This window comes from Paenibacillus sp. Leaf72 (assembly GCF_001422685.1).
In the GTDB taxonomy this organism is placed as follows: domain Bacteria; phylum Bacillota; class Bacilli; order Paenibacillales; family Paenibacillaceae; genus Pristimantibacillus.
Genome location: NZ_LMLV01000032.1, coordinates 190,839 through 209,796, shown reverse-complemented (window position 1 = coordinate 209,796; position 18,958 = coordinate 190,839). Strand labels below are relative to the sequence as shown.

Sequence of the window (18,958 nt, the reverse complement as noted above, 5' to 3'; positions counted from 1 at the left end):
ACTAGTCCCCCTTGTAGAACATGCTTAAAAGCTCCGTAAGCTTTTCTAATTTTATCCCGCTTGTTCGTGCGGTTTCCGCAGCCAGCATTAAATACTCTTCTATTTTTTTCTGCTGTTCTTCTTGTATAAAATCCCTGTTCTGTGCAGATATAAAACTGCCTCGTCCAACTGTCGTTTCAATAAACCCATCTCGTTGCAAATCTTCATATGCCTTTTGCACTGTAATTACACTTACATGAATCGTCTTGGCGAGCGAGCGCATAGACGGAATCGGATCGCCTGTTTTTAATTCTCCTTGCATCACCATCGCTTTGATTTGTGTTGTGATTTGTTCATAGATAGGCTTACTCGAGTTGCTGCTGATAATAATTTCCAATCAAGCTCACTTCCCAACAATGTACTTATCGTTGCAGTACATTATATATCACTAAAGCACAGTTTTCAATAGAACATCCTAGTGAACTTCCTGTGCACCATATCCCTCATTTTTATTACATTGAAATTTAAGTGAAATCATGGCGTAATTGGACGACCGACCGGTCGGATTTTGAGGAGGGTAAGATGAACAAAATGCGTTCATAGCGGAGAGACAAAACAATTGATTATGGAGAAGGCTGGAATAAGTATTGTTCTTTCATGTTATTGAGGGGATGCTAAACAATGGCAGGAGAAGTGGGAAGAATTCGCAAGAAGTCAAGTGATCCTCCCAAATTATGCTGTGGATGTTATGCTTTCATAAAATTATATATACATTTAAATCGTTCTACCCCAGGGTACTTCTCACCTAAACTCGTAATAATAAACCCATTCTTCTTATAAAAGTTTACTGCCTCTCTATCGGTTTCAGCAATGATATGTGCTGGTGTCGTGAGTTTCTGTATTTCTTCTATCAATTTGCTGCCAAGCCCTTTGTTTCTATGATTTGGATGTACGGCTATATGTTTTAGCTCTGTTTCCAATGCATGATGGATCAAACCGATAATTCCTGTCAGTTCATTTTCAAAATAAATGCCATATAATTCTCCTTTAATTTTTTGGTCTTTGAAATTTCCACTCCACTCTTCACCAATCATCCCGTAAGTTACTCGATCTAAATATTTGCCGTTTAGAAATTCGAAGCAGCGAACGGTTCCCTCTTCCTTAAACCCTAGGCGTTCTGGAACAGCTCTACTTCTAATATTGCTGGTAGCCATGCATATTTCAACTTTGTTTAATTTAAGTTCTTCAAAAGCATATTTCATAAATAACGAACACGCCTTAGTAACTAAACCTAATCCTCCAAAATCTTTAGATAACCAATATCCGATTTCCGTCTTCTTGCTTTGCCAATCAAAATATAAATAGCCAATTGATCCTGCTAGTTTTCCTTTATGCCAAATCCCAACCCAGTAGCCGTTATTAGCTGCAAATGAATTTAATGTTCGTTCGATAAATTTCCTTGTATCATTTATTTCGTGTGTATGATTGGGAAAATCAAGCCATTCTCCAATGCTGTCTCGACTATTATCAATTAACTCAAATAATTCTTCCGCGTGTCTATTTTCTAAAAGTGAAATGTAGGAATCCTGATCTATGATTGATTTGAACATATGTTGCCCCCTGAAAAACTGAATTTATGGATTGATACTATGCTTGAATATGCTGCCATTTGAAGTATGTTCCTTCATTGATCTAGCCTACCTAATTCTCTTATTACTATCGTCTCGAAGATTATTTGCTAGAATTACAGTACGGATAGCAAAATACCCCACAATAAAAACTAATTGAGAAGTCCCAATATATATTGGAATTCCAGCTTCCCATAAGACAAACTCCCATCCAAAGAACTTATTCCAGTCTCCAGAAAAAAACAGATCATGGTCTTCCTTCATTTTAATGACTCCACAAATGGTCGATATTGAAACCCAAAGCAAACATATTATTATTCCTTTTATGCCTCTATACCTATTCACGATTTTTGACGAATAATAAAGCATTATAGAAATTATAGAATAAGAAATTAAATAAAGTAGCCATGATTCATATCCGTATTTGAACGGCCAAGTTCCTAAGAAGATTCCTGAGCACAAATAGATAATGAAAATAGAAATGGATCCAATAATTCCTTTCATTTAACCATTCCTTCTATTTATGAATTATGCCGATTTTATTTCATGTTCTTGTATGGTTGGGTAGCGTTAAATCTGAATTTAATACTCGCCATTATATTCAATAAAACTTGTTCGTCTAAATCGTGCTACATGACTTGGAATATAACTATTCCTTGTATGTGGGGATAGATTTTCTATAAAAGTGATAGCAGCTTCTACAATTTCATTAGTTTGAAAAACACTTTCATCTAAATATCCGCTCAGCAAGGCTGCTTCACCCTTAACTTTTAAACAAAGATACCCAAATCCAGGGTCTACTATAACCAAGTTGATAATCTCTTCTTCCTCTTGCTCTCTTGAACTATCATAAAATCTTAATAAAAGGTCATCCTCTTTATAAAAAACATCAACATCACATGAAAAGTTTTCAAATATAAATTTCATTCGTTACTTTCCTTTCATAATAACGTCCTGGTACTCGAGAAGAAAAATTATTGTCGCAGATGCTTCTGGCTCATTCTAATCCCTTGTTTCTCTATATAATTCTGCATATATCAATTCGAATCTTGTTGTTGGTCGTAATATGCTTTCTCTGTTTCCTTGAAGACTCTTGCCTGTTTTACTATCATACCAAGTTGAACAAGTGTTACATTCTTTAATTAGAATGTTCTCTGTTAAGTTAGTATAGTAATAAAGGTCTCCTTGACATATATCACAGGATTCTTCAAATGGCTTATTAAAAACTAACAATGATTGCATGAGTCCAATATAAATCATCATATAGCTCTTAACTATTCGTTCATTTTTCAGCCTTTCATAAGCCCGTGACGTGTCAGTTAACATATCTTTCGTAATCATTATTTCCAATGCTTTTATGCAATTGAGTCTATCATTAAAGTGGTTTGTCCACATAGGATTTATGTTTTTAATATATTTGTGAATATAAATCCATGAGCTCCTGATCGCAGCGATAATCACATCATTATCGATTATATTTTTTTCAGAAAATATGGGCTCTAACTCTTCTGTGGCATGTTTTATATGTCCATATATATTCACAGCTTCGCATCCCTCCTGATTTATATACTGATTCTTAAAGGGATATTAGTAGCCCAGAGCCAGATAAGATGCCCCCTTAACCTATAAGCTTCTTAAATAGTCCGTAGTCCCTGTTAATTCTGACCATCTAGCTGAGAGAAATTTCGCATAGTTCACAGGACTGATTCCATAGCTCCCTAGCGAATGACCATCGTTTATTTCTACCAGCTTCATATTGCCTTCTTGATCAATGCCAAAATCCATACCATATGCAGCTGGCGCATCAATAAAATCCCTAACCGCACTTTTTATAATATTTAAATCCAATTTTGAATCCCAAGCACCTTTATAATATCTAATATCAAGTATTTGTCCGTAGCGTATAAAACAACGCCATTCCGTTGTAAAATCAATAACTTCTGAACACCAAATATTCGTATCCTCATTTTCTGCAATTAAACCTATAAAATCTTTATATTCACTCACAACGGTTCCAACAAACTTTTTCGTTATGTCTTTTGGTTTTATAAAAACGTTCCAGTTCTGTTTATTTTCAAAAAGCTCTTGAGTAGTAGTTGTCCATATTTTTCTGCCAAAATAATGAGACAAGGAATTCGGATAATCAATTTCTCCTTGACTCCTTTCTACACCTAAAATCTCAAGGCGCTTTCTCACATTACCAATTCCGCCAACTACTAAATCTTCTGGATTATTTTCTTTGATTTCTGTTATATCTTTAAACTTAATGATCTCCCACCCTAATGACGTGAAACCTTCGTTAGCAATAAAAGCATTCACATTGTAGAACTCTCCGTTTTTATCTGTCTGTATATATACTTTCATTCTGTACACCTCTCTTTTTCTCTATCACTTTTCTTTTTCAAATCAGCTCTCAAACAAAGGTTTGCTGGCAATTATTAATTCATCTTGTTCATCCAGATGCTTCAAAATCTTGTCAACGTCACTTATATCTAATGTCTTGTTAATTATTAAATGTTGTATATTAAAGCCTGGCGGATCAAGGTTATCGCTGCTAAAATGTTTTACTAGCTTTTGTGGAGTTGTCACAAGACACCATCGTTTGCTTCTATCAGTAAAAGTAAGTGTAACTTCCACTAAATCAAAATCATTTATATTATCATCAAATTTCCAGCTGTCTAATAACGGTATTGAAGCAATTCCCTCTATGAAATAATATTTCGAGATCCATACTGCGCTTCCATGGTTTCCTTTTACTCTATACTTTTCCTCATCTTCATTTATGATTTTATAGGTCTTCCCTTTGCTTATCGCATGGCCGTAATTACCTATGCTCCTGCAAGTAACATATCTATCTTCCATGATTTCACTCACTTCTAATTTTCTAATTTAGACTTTTAAAATTCTCAATTGCATCTTCTGCATTAGCCTTAGAAAAATAAATTCCGATTATCTTTGTTTCGTCATATTCACCAACTTCGTAACCATGCTGCAGTAAGTAAGCGTATTTCATCAGTCTATTCTCCTTGGATTGAATAAGGATTATATAATCATTTTTTTAATAAGTTCCAGCAATTTCGCCTAATTTTACTGTATTCACGATGTACCTGTCTTCTTGAACCTACATATACAATTCTTCAAGCATCTTCTGATAGATCTGATAGTTTTCTTCATCAAAACAAACGAATTGTATTTTATCTATAACTGGATGCAGTTCAATATAATTTTTGACTGACTTCAGCGCGATTTGAGCTGCAACATTTTTGGGAAATCGATATATCCCTGTACTTATGTTAGGAAAAGCTATGCTTCTTATATTATGCTTACATGCAAGTTCTAAGCTATTTATGTAGCAACTCTGCAGTTTTTCTTCCTCATTATTTTTTCCGTCATTCCATACCGGCCCTACAGTATGTATGACATATTTCGCACTCAACTTACCAGCAGTCGTTATAACTGCTGCTCCTACAGCACATCCACCTTGTCTGGCTCTTATTTGTTTGCATTGTTCCAGTATTTCACTTCCACCGGCACGGTGAATGGCACCATCAACGCCTCCACCGCCCAGTAAACTAGTGTTTGCAGCATTGACAATACAATCTACTTCAGATTTTGTAATGTCCCCATTCATCAATTCGATGGTTGTCGAATTAAATTCTTTCCTCATTTTTTTCAACCTGCCTTTCGTACCTTTCAGAAAACGTTTCTGTATTTTGTGCGCCATGCCACCTTAAGCTCAATGGGCGGCTGTGGATATGATTAACTACTCACAACCGTTCTTGAGATCGTACTATTTGCTCTATTAATTCATCCTGTCCTATTAATAATTTATTCGAGGTTTCTTTATAATCATGGATTGATGTAGCATATTCTTTGGGATCTGATGGACAGACGCTCCATCCCTCCCTTAAAGAATAATCATAAGAAATTTCTATTTGCTGATTACTAACTCTTCTGATTCTAAAACATCCTATATATTGATCTGAGAAATCAATTGGTAAGTAGCGTTCTTCTTTACTACCGAGGTTAATTATGTTTTCAATCCAGTATGATAATAGACTTTTTAACGATGCAGCTATCTTACAAAAGCCATCCTTTTCAGGTTGTATCGTATCCTCTATCTCAAAATAATAGGTATCAGCAATGACTAATAAGTCCATTTCTTTAAAGCTTACGATTAAATCTTCATGAGCTGTACCATTTTCTTTAATAAATACCTCCATTGAGTTCCTCCAAACTAAGACTTCTTGTTCTTTCATCTAACGCTTTCGTATTCACGATATCCCATCGACTTAATAGTGTGAAGACAACGGGCATATGCCTGCAGAGCAAACACAGTGTAATCTGGGATTGCTGTCTTTCATGAGCAGCTTACACTAATGGTTTGATCTGAAATCTCTTAACGATTACTGGATCTATAAACTCGATATCATTTATGTTTCTAGCTTGCAGCTCTTCGATGATTCTCAAAAAAATCCGTCCAATTAAAATACTGTCACCTAGTGCATCATGCCTTCGTAGATCCTTATCCTGGATGTTATAATATTTGATCAAATAATCTGTCCAAATGATTTCCGTTACTTCTGGATATAAATATGAAAATAACGCTTTAGTATCTATACAAGTATTCGTTATCATTGGAAGTTCGTTTCTCTTGCATTCATTTAATAACAGAGGCAAATCAAACTCATACCCTGCATGTGTAATTAAGATGCTATCTTTAGTGAATTCGAGAAAGTCATGATACTGGTCCTTGAATAAAGGCGCGTTTTCTAGCTGTGTATTATAAATTCCAGTAAATTGTTCAACTGATTTAGGAATTGGTTTTGGAGATTTAATAAAAGTATTAAAAGTCTTTGATTCCTGTATGCATTTGTTCTCTATGATTACAGCACCAATCTGCGTAATGTGCTCTGTCTCATGATTTATTCCAGTAGATTCAAAATCAAATACACAATATCTTTGCTTCACTATATCTTTAATAGACACTCCTGATACCGTATATTCTGTGTCCGATATCATTTTAATCTCCATGAAGTTCACCTCATTTATGTTCTTGTATTCACGAACTTGATAGTTTTAAGTGGCTATAGGTAACAAACTTGTAGTAGTTGTCCGGCTAAATCCTCTTCCCTATCTTCACTTCTGCTGGATCAAGGAGCGATAGTGACGTAGCATGACTAGAGTGTTATACGCAGTTTCCTCGTCTTCGAATTATCTAATCGTTCTTATAGCATTATTAAATTTATTACCTCCAATACTCATGAATCTTAATCAATTGCGATTACGTTCTTGTTATTTACGAAAATTAATTAATACTCCATTCTCTAATCCTGTTATATGAATACTTTAAAGAACGCTCATATTGAACTTGGCCATAACTCCGTTATATCATTTAATTCCTTATTAATAAAAAACCAAAATTGATTTTCTCTCATATTTTTATCACCTATTTCATTCATGATCATTTTTGTGTTTATACCATCCCATAATCCTATTAAGAGTTTCATCAACTTTCTTCTGAAATCTCTCAACATATTCATCTTTTATTTCATTGGGATCAGACCCATACCATTCATAGCAATTAATTAATAGAGGACGTATTTCATTCAATTTATTTCCACAAAGTAAATTTTGCAATTCACTTGTTAATTTATCATGTTCATCTTCAGGGGCCCCACCCTTAATAAGTCCCAAGGGATCGTAGCTATTTACTATTTCCCGTAACTCTAAAAAATCAATCAGGTATTCTTTTGGTTTATTCTTCTTTTGATTCTTATTCATTTTTTAATCACCTGGGCAATAAGTCATATATGAAATTTCGTCCCCATGACTTGGAATAATATTACTATAAAATCACACAAAAGGGGAGGATACAGGAACTTTCATTCCCATATCCACCCCCTAAGCAAGCCTTGCTATTATTCGGCAGTTGCTGCGTTCAATCCCTCTATCAGGATGAACAAAGCAAGCGCCTGTCCATAGCCCATCGGGCTAAGTGGAATGTCCTTATAGAACTGGGCATTCGTGCCCACAGGAGTTCCGTAGGACACCTGCTGTACAATCCCTTTTTCATCAATTTGCTGCAATACAGCTTCAAGTGCCTTCAAGCCTGTCTGACGATAGGCTTCATCCACGTACCCATACCGGATTCCCTTAAGAATACCGTAGCCAAACGCTGCTGTAGCCGAGGCTTCTTTGTAAGAGTCCGGATCATCCAGTACAGTGTGCCACATGCCATCCGCTTCCTGAAGCTTGCTCAGTGCTCTGATTTGAGCAGTCGCCGTATCCAGCAAATAGGCTTTCAGCCCTTCTTCTAGCGGCACAATATTAAGGAAATCAATAACTCCCGCCGTGTACCACGCATTGCCTCTGCCCCAATGGACAGCACCATAATTATGATTTTCGTTAAAATCCCAACCGTGATAGAATAATCCGGTTTTCTTATTATACAAATATTTGATATGCACAAGGAACTGTCGCTTGGCTTCTTCTACAAACTCAGGTTTGTTAAAGTAAACCCCTGCCTTCGCCAAAAATAGAACCGTCATGAAAAGGGTATCTATTAAAATTTGGCCATCATTGGCATCTCCAGTTATCATATGCTGAAATGCACCATCTCCCGTGCGCAGCAGCCCCTCCATAATCCAGCCGCTCCATTCCTCACAGACACGTTCATATTCCTTGTTCCCGGTAATCTCACAGAGCGAAATCATTGTAAGGAGCGGGGCGCATGTATTCACATTTTTTTCCGGCAATCCTTCCATCAGCCTGGCATTGTACCATGACTCCAGAAATTCCAGCACCTTGGCATCCTTCGTTGCCTCATAAAGCTGAAGCAAGCCATATAGACCGACACCTTGCGGCCATTCCCATAAGTGAATATCAATCAGTCCAATTGGAAACTGCTCGTCCATTGCCGTGTTTTCCATAGACTCCATCGCATGGGATACCTTGCTTATTTTCTCCAGCAGCATCGTTCTGTTCAGCATGTTCGTATTCGCTCCTTTGCTTTGTTGCCCCAGGCTCAGTTCCCCATGTCCAGCAGCTGCAATTGTCCTCTCACGCCATAACCGCCGTGTATGATTTCCTCTCCTTCTATAAGGAAAGGCTTATCCATCCCCCATTGCATTTGACCATATATCGGGTCTGCTAGGGTAAGCGATAAGGTTGGACTGTCGAATTGCGGGCTTGCAGCTAACATTTGGTTTTTGAAATGGCTGAAGCTTCCGAACTGCTGCTCGCTGCCTGCCCTTATAATCCAGGCGTTGCGCAAGCCGTGCGAAATGAGCTCACGCTCTTTCGTCACCCCAGCTGTCTCCATAGCTGCCCCATTGGCCGCATAGATGGCTGCATATCCTTTATCCAGACGGGCAAAATGCCAGTTCCCCTCCCTTGTCCATTCCGTAAAGGAATAGGAAGGAAAATAAGCATGTGTCCAATCTGAGCTTTGATTAGTCGGAATGTCAAAAATCATGAGCGCTATGCTCTCATGCTGAACGACGTCGGGCAATATTCCATTGCCTGCCCAAAAACAAGGCCTGCCGTCTCCATGCTTATAGATTTCTGCCGGATGATTCACCCAAATTTGCGCCTCAGGAGACAATGATAAATGATTGACATGCTCCTGATAGCCTTGTTTGCCTGGACGAAACCGAATAATGGAAGATAAAGTGTACTCCGCAGTGCGATAGTGATAGAGCTGGGCATAACCGCCCTTGCCCTGCTGATTGATGAACACTAATTGCTGATTTTCCCCGAGCAGCAGATGCTCCTGGTACGCTGCCGGTGGCATATAATCCGATAAACACAAGGCGACATTGCTAATTGAATAATTGTTTACATTGCCGACTCCATATCCAATCCAGCACATGGAGGTCGTTCCCGCTGCATAATGGCCCAACAATTCCTTCTCATAGCTGCGGCCGAAGGTTGTCGTCATCACTCCTCGATGCATTTGGACGGTAATATAATAGAATAAGAGGTCCATTGCCTGTTTCGCTTGTTCCCGGAGCCGGTCACTATGGGCAAATTCATAAATATGCAGCAGCCCTACCGCATCAATAGGAATATAGGCGCTGGAATTCCATTCTGCCAGTCCTTCGTCAAAAAAGCGCTCGAACCATAACGAAAGCCTCTGCTCTGCTTTTTGGCGGTGTACTGCACCGGATTCCCCGCTGTTGCCAAACGTTTCTTCCTCGAACAGCTGGCCCGCCAGCAGCTCATTGGTATGAAACAATAGGGCATGGTTTTCACTGAAAAACCACATCACATCATCGCCCGGCTCATCAATCCAATAGCGATAACCCAGAATGCTTGCTTTTACCCGATCCCAGAACGATTCGGTAAACAAACCGCTATTTCGCTCATCTCTCCAGAGGCGGAATAGCCCGACCAGGTAGAAGTCACTGCAATCTTTCCGCTGTTCTATCCCTTCCACCCCATCCAGCAAAATCTTCTCTGCTGCCTGGGGATCGCCTCCTGTTTTCAGCATGGCGATGGCCTTATGTATATTAGGACTCCCCTTCTCGGCCATACAGCGCAGAGCGAGAGATTTTCGAGCTTCTATATCCGCAGCCTTCTGAGCAGCCTCGTCATAGGCAGTATCATAGGATTGACAACCAAATTTCTTCGTCAGTACAACGTTTGAAACGGAAATGGTTAATGTGAAATAAACGTAATGATGGCCGATTTCATTCGTATGTGCCAAGGTCAGATCAGCTGCACCTTCAGCAATGCGTATCGTTTTATTTTCCGTCCCATCAAAAAAATTGCCATACTGTATATCTGCCTCTGTAACGATGTCAGAAAAGGGGAGCGGGAGCCGCAGCTTGATCTCCTCCCCTTTAAAAATATCCGAAGGAAAATAAGCCTGTTCAAGAGCTTGCTCTGCCGATTGCACAAGCTGCACCAGATCGGGAGCGATAGGCAAGGAAATAGCCAATTCCTCGCCGCCTTGATATTCCACTGCGAAAGCATACATCGTATCCCGTTCGGCAAGATCCTCCCAGCAGGCATAAATTTCATTGATTCCGGCCACAAGCTCTGCTTCAAGGACGATTTCCTGCTCCTTGTTCCGGGTGAGCGGGGCAAAGTCTGCCACCAGCTGTCCATTAATCCACAGCGCCAAGCTGCCGTAGGTTCTCACCCGTAACGAGGCAGTATGGCTAGCAGGCGATACAAGCCGTGTCGCCGCATAGCTGCGAAGATGGGTCGGGACGAACCAAAATCCTGATTTCTCCACCCTCGGATTATTCCAAGGCGAATACAGCTCCCAAGATCTCTCACCCTCTATTCCCTGCAGTCTGTCTCCTGGCGTTGGAAACTTGCTCCATTGATCGAAGAAGCGACCCGGGGGCTGCATTCTCCGATTGTCTACAAATTCCTTGCGGCAAGGATTTTCATGAATGGCAAAACCCTCTATGAGCCAATCATTAATGTCCCCCTCCATCGTTGTTGGAACAAATTTAACAGGCTTCGTGTAAATTCCGCTAATCAACCAATGATTAATCATTTGATTTTGCCCTAATTTCATGGGCTTATAAGATAAGGCGTCAATTCCGCCACTTATGGTGTCAGACATTCTAATCATCCTTTCATACCTGAAGTAATCATGCCGCTAACAAAATAGCGCTGGAAAACGATAAAAACGACAAGCACTGGAATCATCGTGATGACGGACATGGCAAGCAAGCTTCCCCAATCCACGCTGTATTCTCCTATAAAATTAGACAGTGCCAGCTGGATCGTGTATTTAGCTGGATCACTAATTGCAATGAGCGGCCATAGGAAATCATCCCATCTCCACATAAAGGAGAAGATCGCCAGCACGGCAAGAATAGGCTTAGCCATGGGAAGAATAATGCTCCAGTAAATTTTCCACTCTCCTGCTCCATCCATCCGTGCAGCTTCCAGCAGCTCATCCGGTACCGTCAGCAAATACTGCCGCATCAGGAACACCCCTGTCGGGGTGGCCGCAGGCGGGATAATAATCGCAAGCATGCTATTATACATGCCAAGTGCGCTCAGCACCTTGAATATCGGAATCATAATGACCTCGATTGGAATCATCAGGGTGGAGATAAAACCGATCAAAATGATAGAGCTCCCGCGAAAGCGGTACTTGGCCAATGCAAAGCCTGCCATGGAATTGATCAGCAGCAGGAGCAGCGTTGAAGTGAGCGTCACGATCGTACTATTTTTGAAATACAAGCCAAAATCGCCTTTGCTGAACGCCTCCTTGAAATGCTCGAAGGTTACAGGCTGCGGCCATAGTTTTGGAGGATAACTGTACAAATCGCTATTCGTTTTTAGAGCAGAAATGACGACCCATAATACCGGCAGCAGCCAAAATAATGCTGCTACACTTAACAGACTGTAGATGGCGATTTTGGTTAGAGGCCTAAGCTCCATTAGACAGCACCCCCTTTGGAAATACGGAATTGCAGGGCAGAAAACCCGCCGATAATGACAAATAACATCACGGACATCGCACTAGCCAAGCCAAGCTCCTGCTTCGTAAAGCCAATCTCATAAATGTATTGAACAATATAGGTCGTTTCTTTGCCCGGCCCGCCGCTTGTAAGCGCAAACATAAGCGGGAACGCTTTGAACGCATCAATCAGAGACAGCATGAATACGAGCAAACTAGTTGGCTTCAAGAGCGGGAGTGTAATATGGCGGAACACCTTTAGTCCCGTTGCCCCGTCCAATCGAGCAGCCTCATAATAATCCGTAGGTATCGCCTGCAAGCCCGCTATGAAAATGACCATGAAAAAGCCGGCCCGTGACCATACCGTCGCGATAATAACAGCCGCATTGGCCCAGAATGGCGAGGTTAAAAAGCCGACCGGCTCCACTCCGATCAGAGTAAGCATGTGGTTCAAAATGCCAAATGAATCTCCAAAAATCCACTTCCAGGTCAAACCTACTATGATAAAAGAAATCATCGTCGGCCAATAAAATATGGCTCTGAACAAGCCGCGCATTTTAATCTCACGCGCAAGCAGCATCGCAATGCCTAATGCCACTGCATAAATGAGCGGAACAACAATCGCCGCATAAATCCCCGTTCGTCCTATCGTCGACCAAAATTCCTTATCCCCAATAATTTTGATATAGTTGCCGAGTCCATTGAACTTCATTGGATTCAAGCCATCATAAACATGGAAAGAATAAAACAAGCCCAATAAGGAGGGAATTACGATAAAAACACCAAATATCAGGAGGTTGGGAAGAATAAACAGATAAGGAGCAATGGCGAGCTTCCTCGTCTGTCCTGTCTGCTTTTTACGGTTTAAACTTTGACCTCCGTTCATCTGCTTGCCCCTTCCATATGAATAAAATGAAAGGGCGGCCTGACAGAAATCGGTCCGCCACCCCTTTAGTAATACGATTTGTAGCCTTAGGCTCGCCTACTGGCTTCCAATAGCCTCGTTAATCAGCTTGGCTGTCTTGTCCATTGCTTCCTGAGCAGTTGCTTTATCCGACAGAACGTCGATAATATTATTTTTTAAGTCCGTCGAAATTTTGGAGATAAGCGTCTGTCTGGACCAGTCATTGGCTGCAAGCGGCGAAGTATTTTTGAGTTCATCCGAGAAGACCTCATACATTTCCTTGCCAAACTCATAATCCAGCACAGAGCTGTCCTTGCGAGGACTCATAAACAGTGACTCTTGATTATATTTAGAATTCACTTCTTTGGACGTCAAATAGTTAATAAAGGCTGCTGCCTCCTGCTCATTGCCACTGCCTTTGAAAGCCATAAGGAATTTCCCGCCTGGCACCGAGGAACGTTGTGTTCCTTTCGGCATATAGGTAACTCCCCATTCAAAATCAGTAATGTCCTTGTAATTGCTAATCATCCAGTTGCCAGCCCAGTGGGCAGCTACCGTCCCGGAACGGAACAAATTGTTAGGATTCTCCCCGCCGAGCCATACGGATTCCGGCATGATCCCATCCTTATGAAGCTGCTTAAAGAGCTCCATACTGCGAACTCCGGCTTCACTATTAATCGCTGCTGCGCTGCCATCTTCGGTCACAATGCTTCCGCCGTTCTGATACAGAAGGGTAGACCATCTATGCGGTGTGACATCCCAAACCATGCCATATCTTGCTCCGCCTTTCGCCATAACCTCTTTCAGCGCAGCGATATACTCATCCCACGTCCACACTTCCTCTGGGGAAGTCGGTACTTTGACGCCCGCTTTATCAAATAAGGTTTTGTTATAAATCAGCCCATTCGCTGTTACATCCATCGGGGCAGCGATCAGCTTGTCGTTAATCACATAATAAGGCTTAAGCGAATCAATAAATTGACCCTCGAACTGATCGGCACTTTCCACGTAAGGGGCAAGATCCACTGCCTGATTAGCGAACGATCCCGTATCCGTGATCCGACTCAGAGCAGGCGGCTTGCCGCCAGATATCATCGTTTTCAATTTTGTTTGAAGATCCTTGAAGCCGACTTCAATCAGATTGATTTTGACATTGGTATTGGACTGCTCGTATTCTTTAATAATCCCCTTGATGACTTCTCCTTCGTTCCCATCAGAGAACCACAAGAAATCTAGAGTAGCCTGCTTGGCCCCTCCGGTGCTACCGGTATTGACCGTGCTATTATCGGTATTGCCGCAAGCAGATAGCATAATGAGTGACATAATCAAAACCAGGCTAAAGCTGAGCTTGAAGTTCGTTCTTCGTTTCATACAAACATCTCCTTTGAAATGATTAATGAATTTCGCTTTAGTTAAGCACTTTATTTTTTCGGAATAGCTGTGGCGATGCACCAACATATTGTTTAAAAGCTCTACTAAAATATTCTGGTGTGTTGAAGCCCAGCGTTTCTGATATGGACAAAATCGGCTCATCCGTAGACAGCAGCAGCTTTTTGGCCTCAGCCACCCGTTTTCGTATCACGTAATTGCTCACTGTGTATCCCGTCGTCTCTTTAAAAGAGTGGCAAATGTAATATTTATTCAAATGAAGCATCTTGGACAGCTCATCCAAAGAAACATTTTCTGTATAATTTTGGTTCAAATAGTTAAGAACCCGGCTCACGCTTGTTTGCTTCTGAGTAGAAGATGGAATCTCATTCACCGACTGCTCCATTTTCATTTTCCGGTAGATACGCAGCAGCAATTGAGTCAGGCTCATTTTGACCATCATTTTATATCCTGTATTTCTGGCTTCCATCTCCTCCTTGATTCCTTTGAAAATGCTTTTGATCTGTTCACGCTCCTCCAAGGACCAGTGCACCAACAATCCATTAGGATGACGAAAGATAGACATCAGATTTTCGAGTTGGCTAACGCTGAGCATGTCCAAAAGCAACAATTCTGTAAAATTGACGAAGCTTCGCTTGTATACGATTTCTCTTGAGGGATTAATCCGGTGCGGCACCGCCCCTCTGAATACAAACATATCCCCAGGCGAAGGCTTATAGATTCGATCTCCGATTAAGAAGGTCGCATCCCCCTGTATAAAATAATGAATTTCATAACCGTTATGAGTATGAATAGGCCATTCATCCTGAAAATTATCCGCTTCTGACCGCACATAAACTTCATTTTCCTCCAAAGCAACATTCGTCGGGGTGTGGATGGATAGCACCAATAACTATCTCCCTTCTATGAATAGAATCAGCAATATTGATCAATAATTAAAAATGATAGCGCTTTATATTGAATTGTATCATAGTCATTTAAATAGAATCAGGACTATATTGCTGTATTGTTGATCAGAATTGTTGAAAATAATAATTAATGATTTCACAAATAAAAAGAAGACCGCATGCACAGCCCAGAGGCTGATCATGCGATCTATTAGGGAATGGTCAAATTTGACAATCCAATATCTGTTATCGTTCATATGGTGTGGATTCATTTTGACTTAAAAACTTCATTAAGTCGTTATTCAACTGTACAATTTCGTTGTTTGCATTACTCGCATAATCCGGCAACATCATATCCTTTACCATGTTCGTCCGTAACCATATCATAAAGAAAAAATCCAAAATCCAATCCGGACATCTAAGCAAAATTTTAATTTTAGACGGATCAAACGTAACACCAGCTTTTTGTACAGCCCTTAAATTCGCTTTCAGCGTGTATGTTATTTGATGTGCCGTTTTTCTGGTTCTAGCTGTTTTGGGGTCAATGATCTTATTATCACTTTTCAAAAAACTAAGCATTGCAATATCCGTTACGGCATGAGTTATTAAATACGCACTTATATCCTTATTTATTTCGTAAGGAAGTTTTGCTATTCTGAATAATCTTGCGAGTTTTTCTATACGTTCTGTCACTGCGCCATTAATTTCTCCGAACCTCGTAGCCGCTAATAACTTTGGTGGAATTCGAGCGTACAATATTCCATCTTTAATCTGTCCCCCAACGCCGGGGAAGCCTGGTAAAAGTCTATCCCCTACAATATCCATCCATGAAGAAAATCCAATTGGATTACTAATCATTGTAACAATATTTTTGCTTTGATTGTCTTTTAGTGCTAACAACGCTGATTCGGATCGATCGTAACGAACGGTAACGAAAATAAAATCATAAACATCATCATTTTCAAGCTCATCAATGACATTTACTTTTATAGATTTGACCACACCTTTTTCATTATATTTCAGGCCATTTTCTTTCAATGTATTAAATCGATTAGAACGTGCTAACATAGTAACGTCAAGCCCTGCTTCAATGAATTTAATTGCGTATATGCTCCCTATAACACCTGCACCAAAAATTAAAATTCTATTTTGTTTTACTGACATAAAAATCACCCCTATTTTTTAACCATTTTTTCTTGAATATCAGACAACATGTTGTATGATATAATCATAAATCTTTATGATGCCTTCATCAAACATCAGTTTTTTATGATTTGTCGGATGATATTCTTGTTCCCAATAGGAGACTAAAAAAAATGAAAAAGCAGCCCCAAATAACGGAAAAAACAAGACAAGTGTTTATAGATGTTTTTTGTGAGTTATATAGTCAAAAGCCTATTGAAAAAATCTCGATTCAAGAGATTGCGAATAAATCGGGATATAACCGCAGCACATTTTATCAATACTTTACTGATATTTACGATTTGTTAGACTTTGTTGAAAATGATTTATTGAACTACATAAAAGAAGAATTGGCGAATAATGAGCTTTCTACACATACTGCTGTTCAAAATCCGTTTCATTGCATGGAGAAAAGGGAGTATCTCTCGATTCTCAAAGCCCTCTTGGGCGATTATGGCAGTATTCGTTTTTTAGAACGCTTGAAAAGAGAAATCACCCTTGATAGCTTGGCATTAAACCTTCCGCAAAACAACGCCATAACGCCATACTTGATTGAGTTTCACATATCAACATCACTTTCTTTATTTCGTCTTTGGCTCCAGCGACAAAAGGATTTATCGCCAGAAGAATTTTTCGAGTTAGTGGAAAACCTATATACAAAGGGGGTAGCGCCATATTCTAAAAAATGAATCTACTTAGCCCATTCAATAAAATAACAGATAGCTTTGAATGGCTGGACAAACCCTCCCCGAATTGATGAAGCCTTTCCTGCCATTCCTTTCTCTCTACGATGGACTCCACGTTGAATTTTTCTTCATCCATTGCAGTCACTTCATCCATCGGCATCGTGGAATGTTTTTCCGGTGCAGAACCCGGTGGCATTGACGTTCGATAATGGTCTTGAACCATCCCGGAAACGCATCCGTCTCTTGCAATTTAGCGAGATTGACGAAGGCCTCCGCGAACGCTTCTTGAACCGCATCCTAGGCTTGAATGCTACGTTAGTCGCAATTCCTACATGCAGAGTTAGCTGCAGAAATAAAAAGAAGACCGCATGCACAGCCCAGAGGCTGATCATGCGGTCTATAATTAAATAGTCAAATGATACACTAATTTGTTCCGTCTAAGTTTATAAATGAACTTAGTTATTCTTTATCCAATACCTTTTAATTATATTTCCATCATCCTCAATGAAATCTGTGTCCGGTTTTCCGCCATTATTAATGATCGTTTTTTCAGATCCTACATTACCAGCATCACAAACAACTAGAACATCTTCTATTCCTAGCTTCTTTGCCTCGATTAAAGATAATTGCAATAAAACTGTAGCGAAGCCTTTCCGTCTTTCGGACGGTCGAATGCCATACCCAATATGCCCAGCAGCATTAAACAAAAATTCGGATAATCGATGCCTAATATTAACTGCACCTGGTTGAATCATCTTACATGGTTTCAGCTTCGGCCAGACCGAGGGCGAATTCCCATAACGTGAATTGATTTTTTTAATGATTCTTGCCTTTCCCAGAATAATTATTTATTATTACGCATTCCTTCAGTTCTTTCCATGTACTCGATATAAGATTCTTGAATTTTTCTCTTACATATTTCTTCCCATATATTTTTTAAGCTTTCATAGTTATTTTCATCATCAAATGATTCCGGATTCATATCACCACCAAAACCAATCCAAGCATTCTTTTCGAATTCTGACTCGCCTTCACTATCAGAGTAGGCAATTTCACTTGGAGCCTTTGTATAAGATAAAGATTCACAAGAGTTTTCTAAGCAATGGTAACCAGGATGATACGATCCATATCTGCAATACAGAGGAGCCTTTCTGTTCTTTTCTTTATCAAATCCACAATACAATTCTAAAATGACATGATTAATGGCCATATTAAATTCCTTTCTTGAATTCTTCAACAATTTCATCGTTTTTCGATACTTGCAGATACGGTTGTCACAATCACAAACCTTCACAGATTTAGATAGCTCTTATCTTAGTACATGCAGGGTTATTTGCTGAATCTACTTATAGTTTTTAAAATGTTTTAATTCCTCTAATGCTTCTTCTCGAATAGTTTCTATATCTCCATAGATTCCTTGTGTCGCCAAGTAATATCCGTCATCCAATCGATCCAATATTTTAGATAACTTATCATCAACTAATAAAGCAATTCCTTGATCAAGGATATTATTAATATATCTAAAAAAATTCTCATTTGTCATACGCGCCTCTTCAAGTTCAGTTACCAATTCACCTATTATTTTGTATAGTGGTTCAAAAAGTGTATTCTCACAACTGGCTTTTTTTAGCATTGAAATGGTTTCTTTAAGAGACTTATTATTGGACAATGAGACTTCAATTAATTCATACGGAAAATCTTCCATATCCTCAATCACAGTATCTACCCATTTTATGATGTCTTGTTTACTAAAGTATCCGATAACTAATCCAATGTAATGGTATCCGCATAATTGTTTTATGGTTTTCATGGCTTTCTCCATGTTCTTTAGAAGTTCTTCTTAAGGTGATAATAATGCCTTCTTTGAATTT

23 protein-coding genes and 1 pseudogene are annotated in these 18,958 nt (G+C 39.7%); 1 reads left to right on the top strand and 23 read right to left on the bottom strand.

The annotated features are described in order from the left end of the window. Nucleotide 1 precedes the first annotated feature (1 nt). The 19 genes from ASF12_RS26365 to ASF12_RS26280 form a co-directional block, all read right to left on the bottom strand. Nucleotides 2-376 (bottom strand): GntR family transcriptional regulator, encoded by a 375-nt coding sequence (locus ASF12_RS26365; RefSeq protein WP_056041156.1) that lies wholly within the window; start codon nt 374-376, stop codon nt 2-4. A gap of 349 nt (nt 377-725) precedes the next feature. Continuing rightward, complete coding sequence (locus tag ASF12_RS26360) at nt 726-1,589, bottom strand: GNAT family N-acetyltransferase (protein WP_063892660.1); 864 nt, start codon at nt 1,587-1,589, stop codon at nt 726-728. Nucleotides 1,590-1,676: 87 nt separating this feature from the next. Beyond that, nucleotides 1,677-2,111, bottom strand: coding sequence for a hypothetical protein (locus ASF12_RS26355; RefSeq protein WP_056041153.1), 435 nt, complete (start codon nt 2,109-2,111; stop codon nt 1,677-1,679). Nucleotides 2,112-2,189: 78 nt separating this feature from the next. Further along, the gene (locus ASF12_RS26350) at nt 2,190-2,534 is read right to left on the bottom strand and encodes a hypothetical protein (RefSeq protein WP_056041152.1); all 345 of its coding nucleotides are present in this window, start codon (nt 2,532-2,534) and stop codon (nt 2,190-2,192) included. Nucleotides 2,535-2,609: 75 nt separating this feature from the next. Continuing rightward, the gene (locus tag ASF12_RS26345) at nt 2,610-3,149 is read right to left on the bottom strand and encodes a hypothetical protein (protein ID WP_056041150.1); all 540 of its coding nucleotides are present in this window, start codon (nt 3,147-3,149) and stop codon (nt 2,610-2,612) included. 81 nt (nt 3,150-3,230) lie between these two features. Further along, the gene (locus ASF12_RS26340) at nt 3,231-3,971 is read right to left on the bottom strand and encodes an ATP-grasp domain-containing protein (protein WP_056041148.1); all 741 of its coding nucleotides are present in this window, start codon (nt 3,969-3,971) and stop codon (nt 3,231-3,233) included. Nucleotides 3,972-4,013: 42 nt separating this feature from the next. Continuing rightward, nucleotides 4,014-4,469, bottom strand: a complete 456-nt coding sequence (locus ASF12_RS26335) for a hypothetical protein (protein WP_056041146.1) — start codon at nt 4,467-4,469, stop codon at nt 4,014-4,016. Between the two features lie 22 nt (nt 4,470-4,491). Continuing rightward, nucleotides 4,492-4,620, bottom strand: coding sequence for a DUF7336 domain-containing protein (locus tag ASF12_RS36225; RefSeq protein ID WP_268795464.1), 129 nt, complete (start codon nt 4,618-4,620; stop codon nt 4,492-4,494). A 108-nt stretch (nt 4,621-4,728) separates the two neighbouring features. After that, the gene (locus ASF12_RS26330) at nt 4,729-5,274 is read right to left on the bottom strand and encodes an O-acetyl-ADP-ribose deacetylase (protein WP_056041473.1); all 546 of its coding nucleotides are present in this window, start codon (nt 5,272-5,274) and stop codon (nt 4,729-4,731) included. A gap of 100 nt (nt 5,275-5,374) precedes the next feature. Continuing rightward, nucleotides 5,375-5,830, bottom strand: a complete 456-nt coding sequence (locus tag ASF12_RS26325) for a hypothetical protein (protein WP_056041143.1) — start codon at nt 5,828-5,830, stop codon at nt 5,375-5,377. 148 nt (nt 5,831-5,978) lie between these two features. Continuing rightward, entirely contained in the window at nt 5,979-6,641 is a 663-nt protein-coding gene (locus tag ASF12_RS26320) for a 3'-5' exonuclease (RefSeq protein ID WP_056041140.1), read from the bottom strand. A gap of 420 nt (nt 6,642-7,061) precedes the next feature. Continuing rightward, nucleotides 7,062-7,391, bottom strand: a complete 330-nt coding sequence (locus tag ASF12_RS26315; protein WP_056041136.1) for a hypothetical protein — start codon at nt 7,389-7,391, stop codon at nt 7,062-7,064. A 137-nt stretch (nt 7,392-7,528) separates the two neighbouring features. After that, nucleotides 7,529-8,599, bottom strand: coding sequence for a beta-galactosidase BglB (gene bglB / locus ASF12_RS26310; protein WP_056041133.1), 1,071 nt, complete (start codon nt 8,597-8,599; stop codon nt 7,529-7,531). A gap of 35 nt (nt 8,600-8,634) precedes the next feature. Then, nucleotides 8,635-11,190: a hypothetical protein gene (locus ASF12_RS26305; protein WP_056041130.1), complete on the bottom strand. Its 2,556-nt coding sequence runs from the start codon at nt 11,188-11,190 to the stop codon at nt 8,635-8,637. A 5-nt stretch (nt 11,191-11,195) separates the two neighbouring features. Then, nucleotides 11,196-12,020 (bottom strand): carbohydrate ABC transporter permease, encoded by an 825-nt coding sequence (locus ASF12_RS26300; protein ID WP_056041127.1) that lies wholly within the window; start codon nt 12,018-12,020, stop codon nt 11,196-11,198. After that, on the bottom strand, nt 12,020-12,925 hold the full coding sequence (locus ASF12_RS26295) for a carbohydrate ABC transporter permease (protein ID WP_056041125.1): 906 nt from the start codon (nt 12,923-12,925) through the stop codon (nt 12,020-12,022). Before ASF12_RS26295 ends, ASF12_RS26300 begins: the two co-directional genes overlap by 1 nt. Nucleotides 12,926-13,021: 96 nt before the next feature. Then, complete coding sequence (locus tag ASF12_RS26290; RefSeq protein WP_056041123.1) at nt 13,022-14,314, bottom strand: ABC transporter substrate-binding protein; 1,293 nt, start codon at nt 14,312-14,314, stop codon at nt 13,022-13,024. Nucleotides 14,315-14,351: 37 nt separating this feature from the next. Beyond that, nucleotides 14,352-15,218: an AraC family transcriptional regulator gene (locus ASF12_RS26285; RefSeq protein WP_056041471.1), complete on the bottom strand. Its 867-nt coding sequence runs from the start codon at nt 15,216-15,218 to the stop codon at nt 14,352-14,354. A gap of 247 nt (nt 15,219-15,465) precedes the next feature. Then, nucleotides 15,466-16,383 carry a ketopantoate reductase family protein gene (locus ASF12_RS26280; protein ID WP_056041120.1) on the bottom strand — a complete coding sequence of 306 codons (918 nt, stop codon included), beginning with the start codon at nt 16,381-16,383 and terminating at the stop codon, nt 15,466-15,468. A gap of 152 nt (nt 16,384-16,535) precedes the next feature. Here ASF12_RS26280 and ASF12_RS26275 point away from each other — a divergent pair, with 152 nt between their 5' ends. Beyond that, nucleotides 16,536-17,090 carry a TetR/AcrR family transcriptional regulator gene (locus ASF12_RS26275; RefSeq protein ID WP_056041116.1) on the top strand — a complete coding sequence of 185 codons (555 nt, stop codon included), beginning with the start codon at nt 16,536-16,538 and terminating at the stop codon, nt 17,088-17,090. Here ASF12_RS26275 and ASF12_RS26270 read toward each other — a convergent pair. The 4 genes and pseudogenes from ASF12_RS26270 to ASF12_RS26255 all read right to left on the bottom strand — a co-directional run bounded on the left by ASF12_RS26270 (nt 17,080) and on the right by ASF12_RS26255 (nt 18,897). Further along, entirely contained in the window at nt 17,080-17,310 is a 231-nt protein-coding gene (locus tag ASF12_RS26270; RefSeq protein WP_056041114.1) for a hypothetical protein, read from the bottom strand. The two genes, ASF12_RS26275 and ASF12_RS26270, sit on opposite strands and share 11 nt — an antisense overlap. A 232-nt stretch (nt 17,311-17,542) precedes the next feature. Then, nucleotides 17,543-17,830: pseudogene (locus ASF12_RS26265) on the bottom strand (GNAT family N-acetyltransferase); the annotation flags it as partial. Between the two features lie 101 nt (nt 17,831-17,931). After that, complete coding sequence (locus tag ASF12_RS26260) at nt 17,932-18,297, bottom strand: hypothetical protein (protein ID WP_056041111.1); 366 nt, start codon at nt 18,295-18,297, stop codon at nt 17,932-17,934. Nucleotides 18,298-18,429: 132 nt separating this feature from the next. After that, the gene (locus ASF12_RS26255; protein ID WP_155973476.1) at nt 18,430-18,897 is read right to left on the bottom strand and encodes a hypothetical protein; all 468 of its coding nucleotides are present in this window, start codon (nt 18,895-18,897) and stop codon (nt 18,430-18,432) included. Nucleotides 18,898-18,958 lie beyond the last annotated feature (61 nt).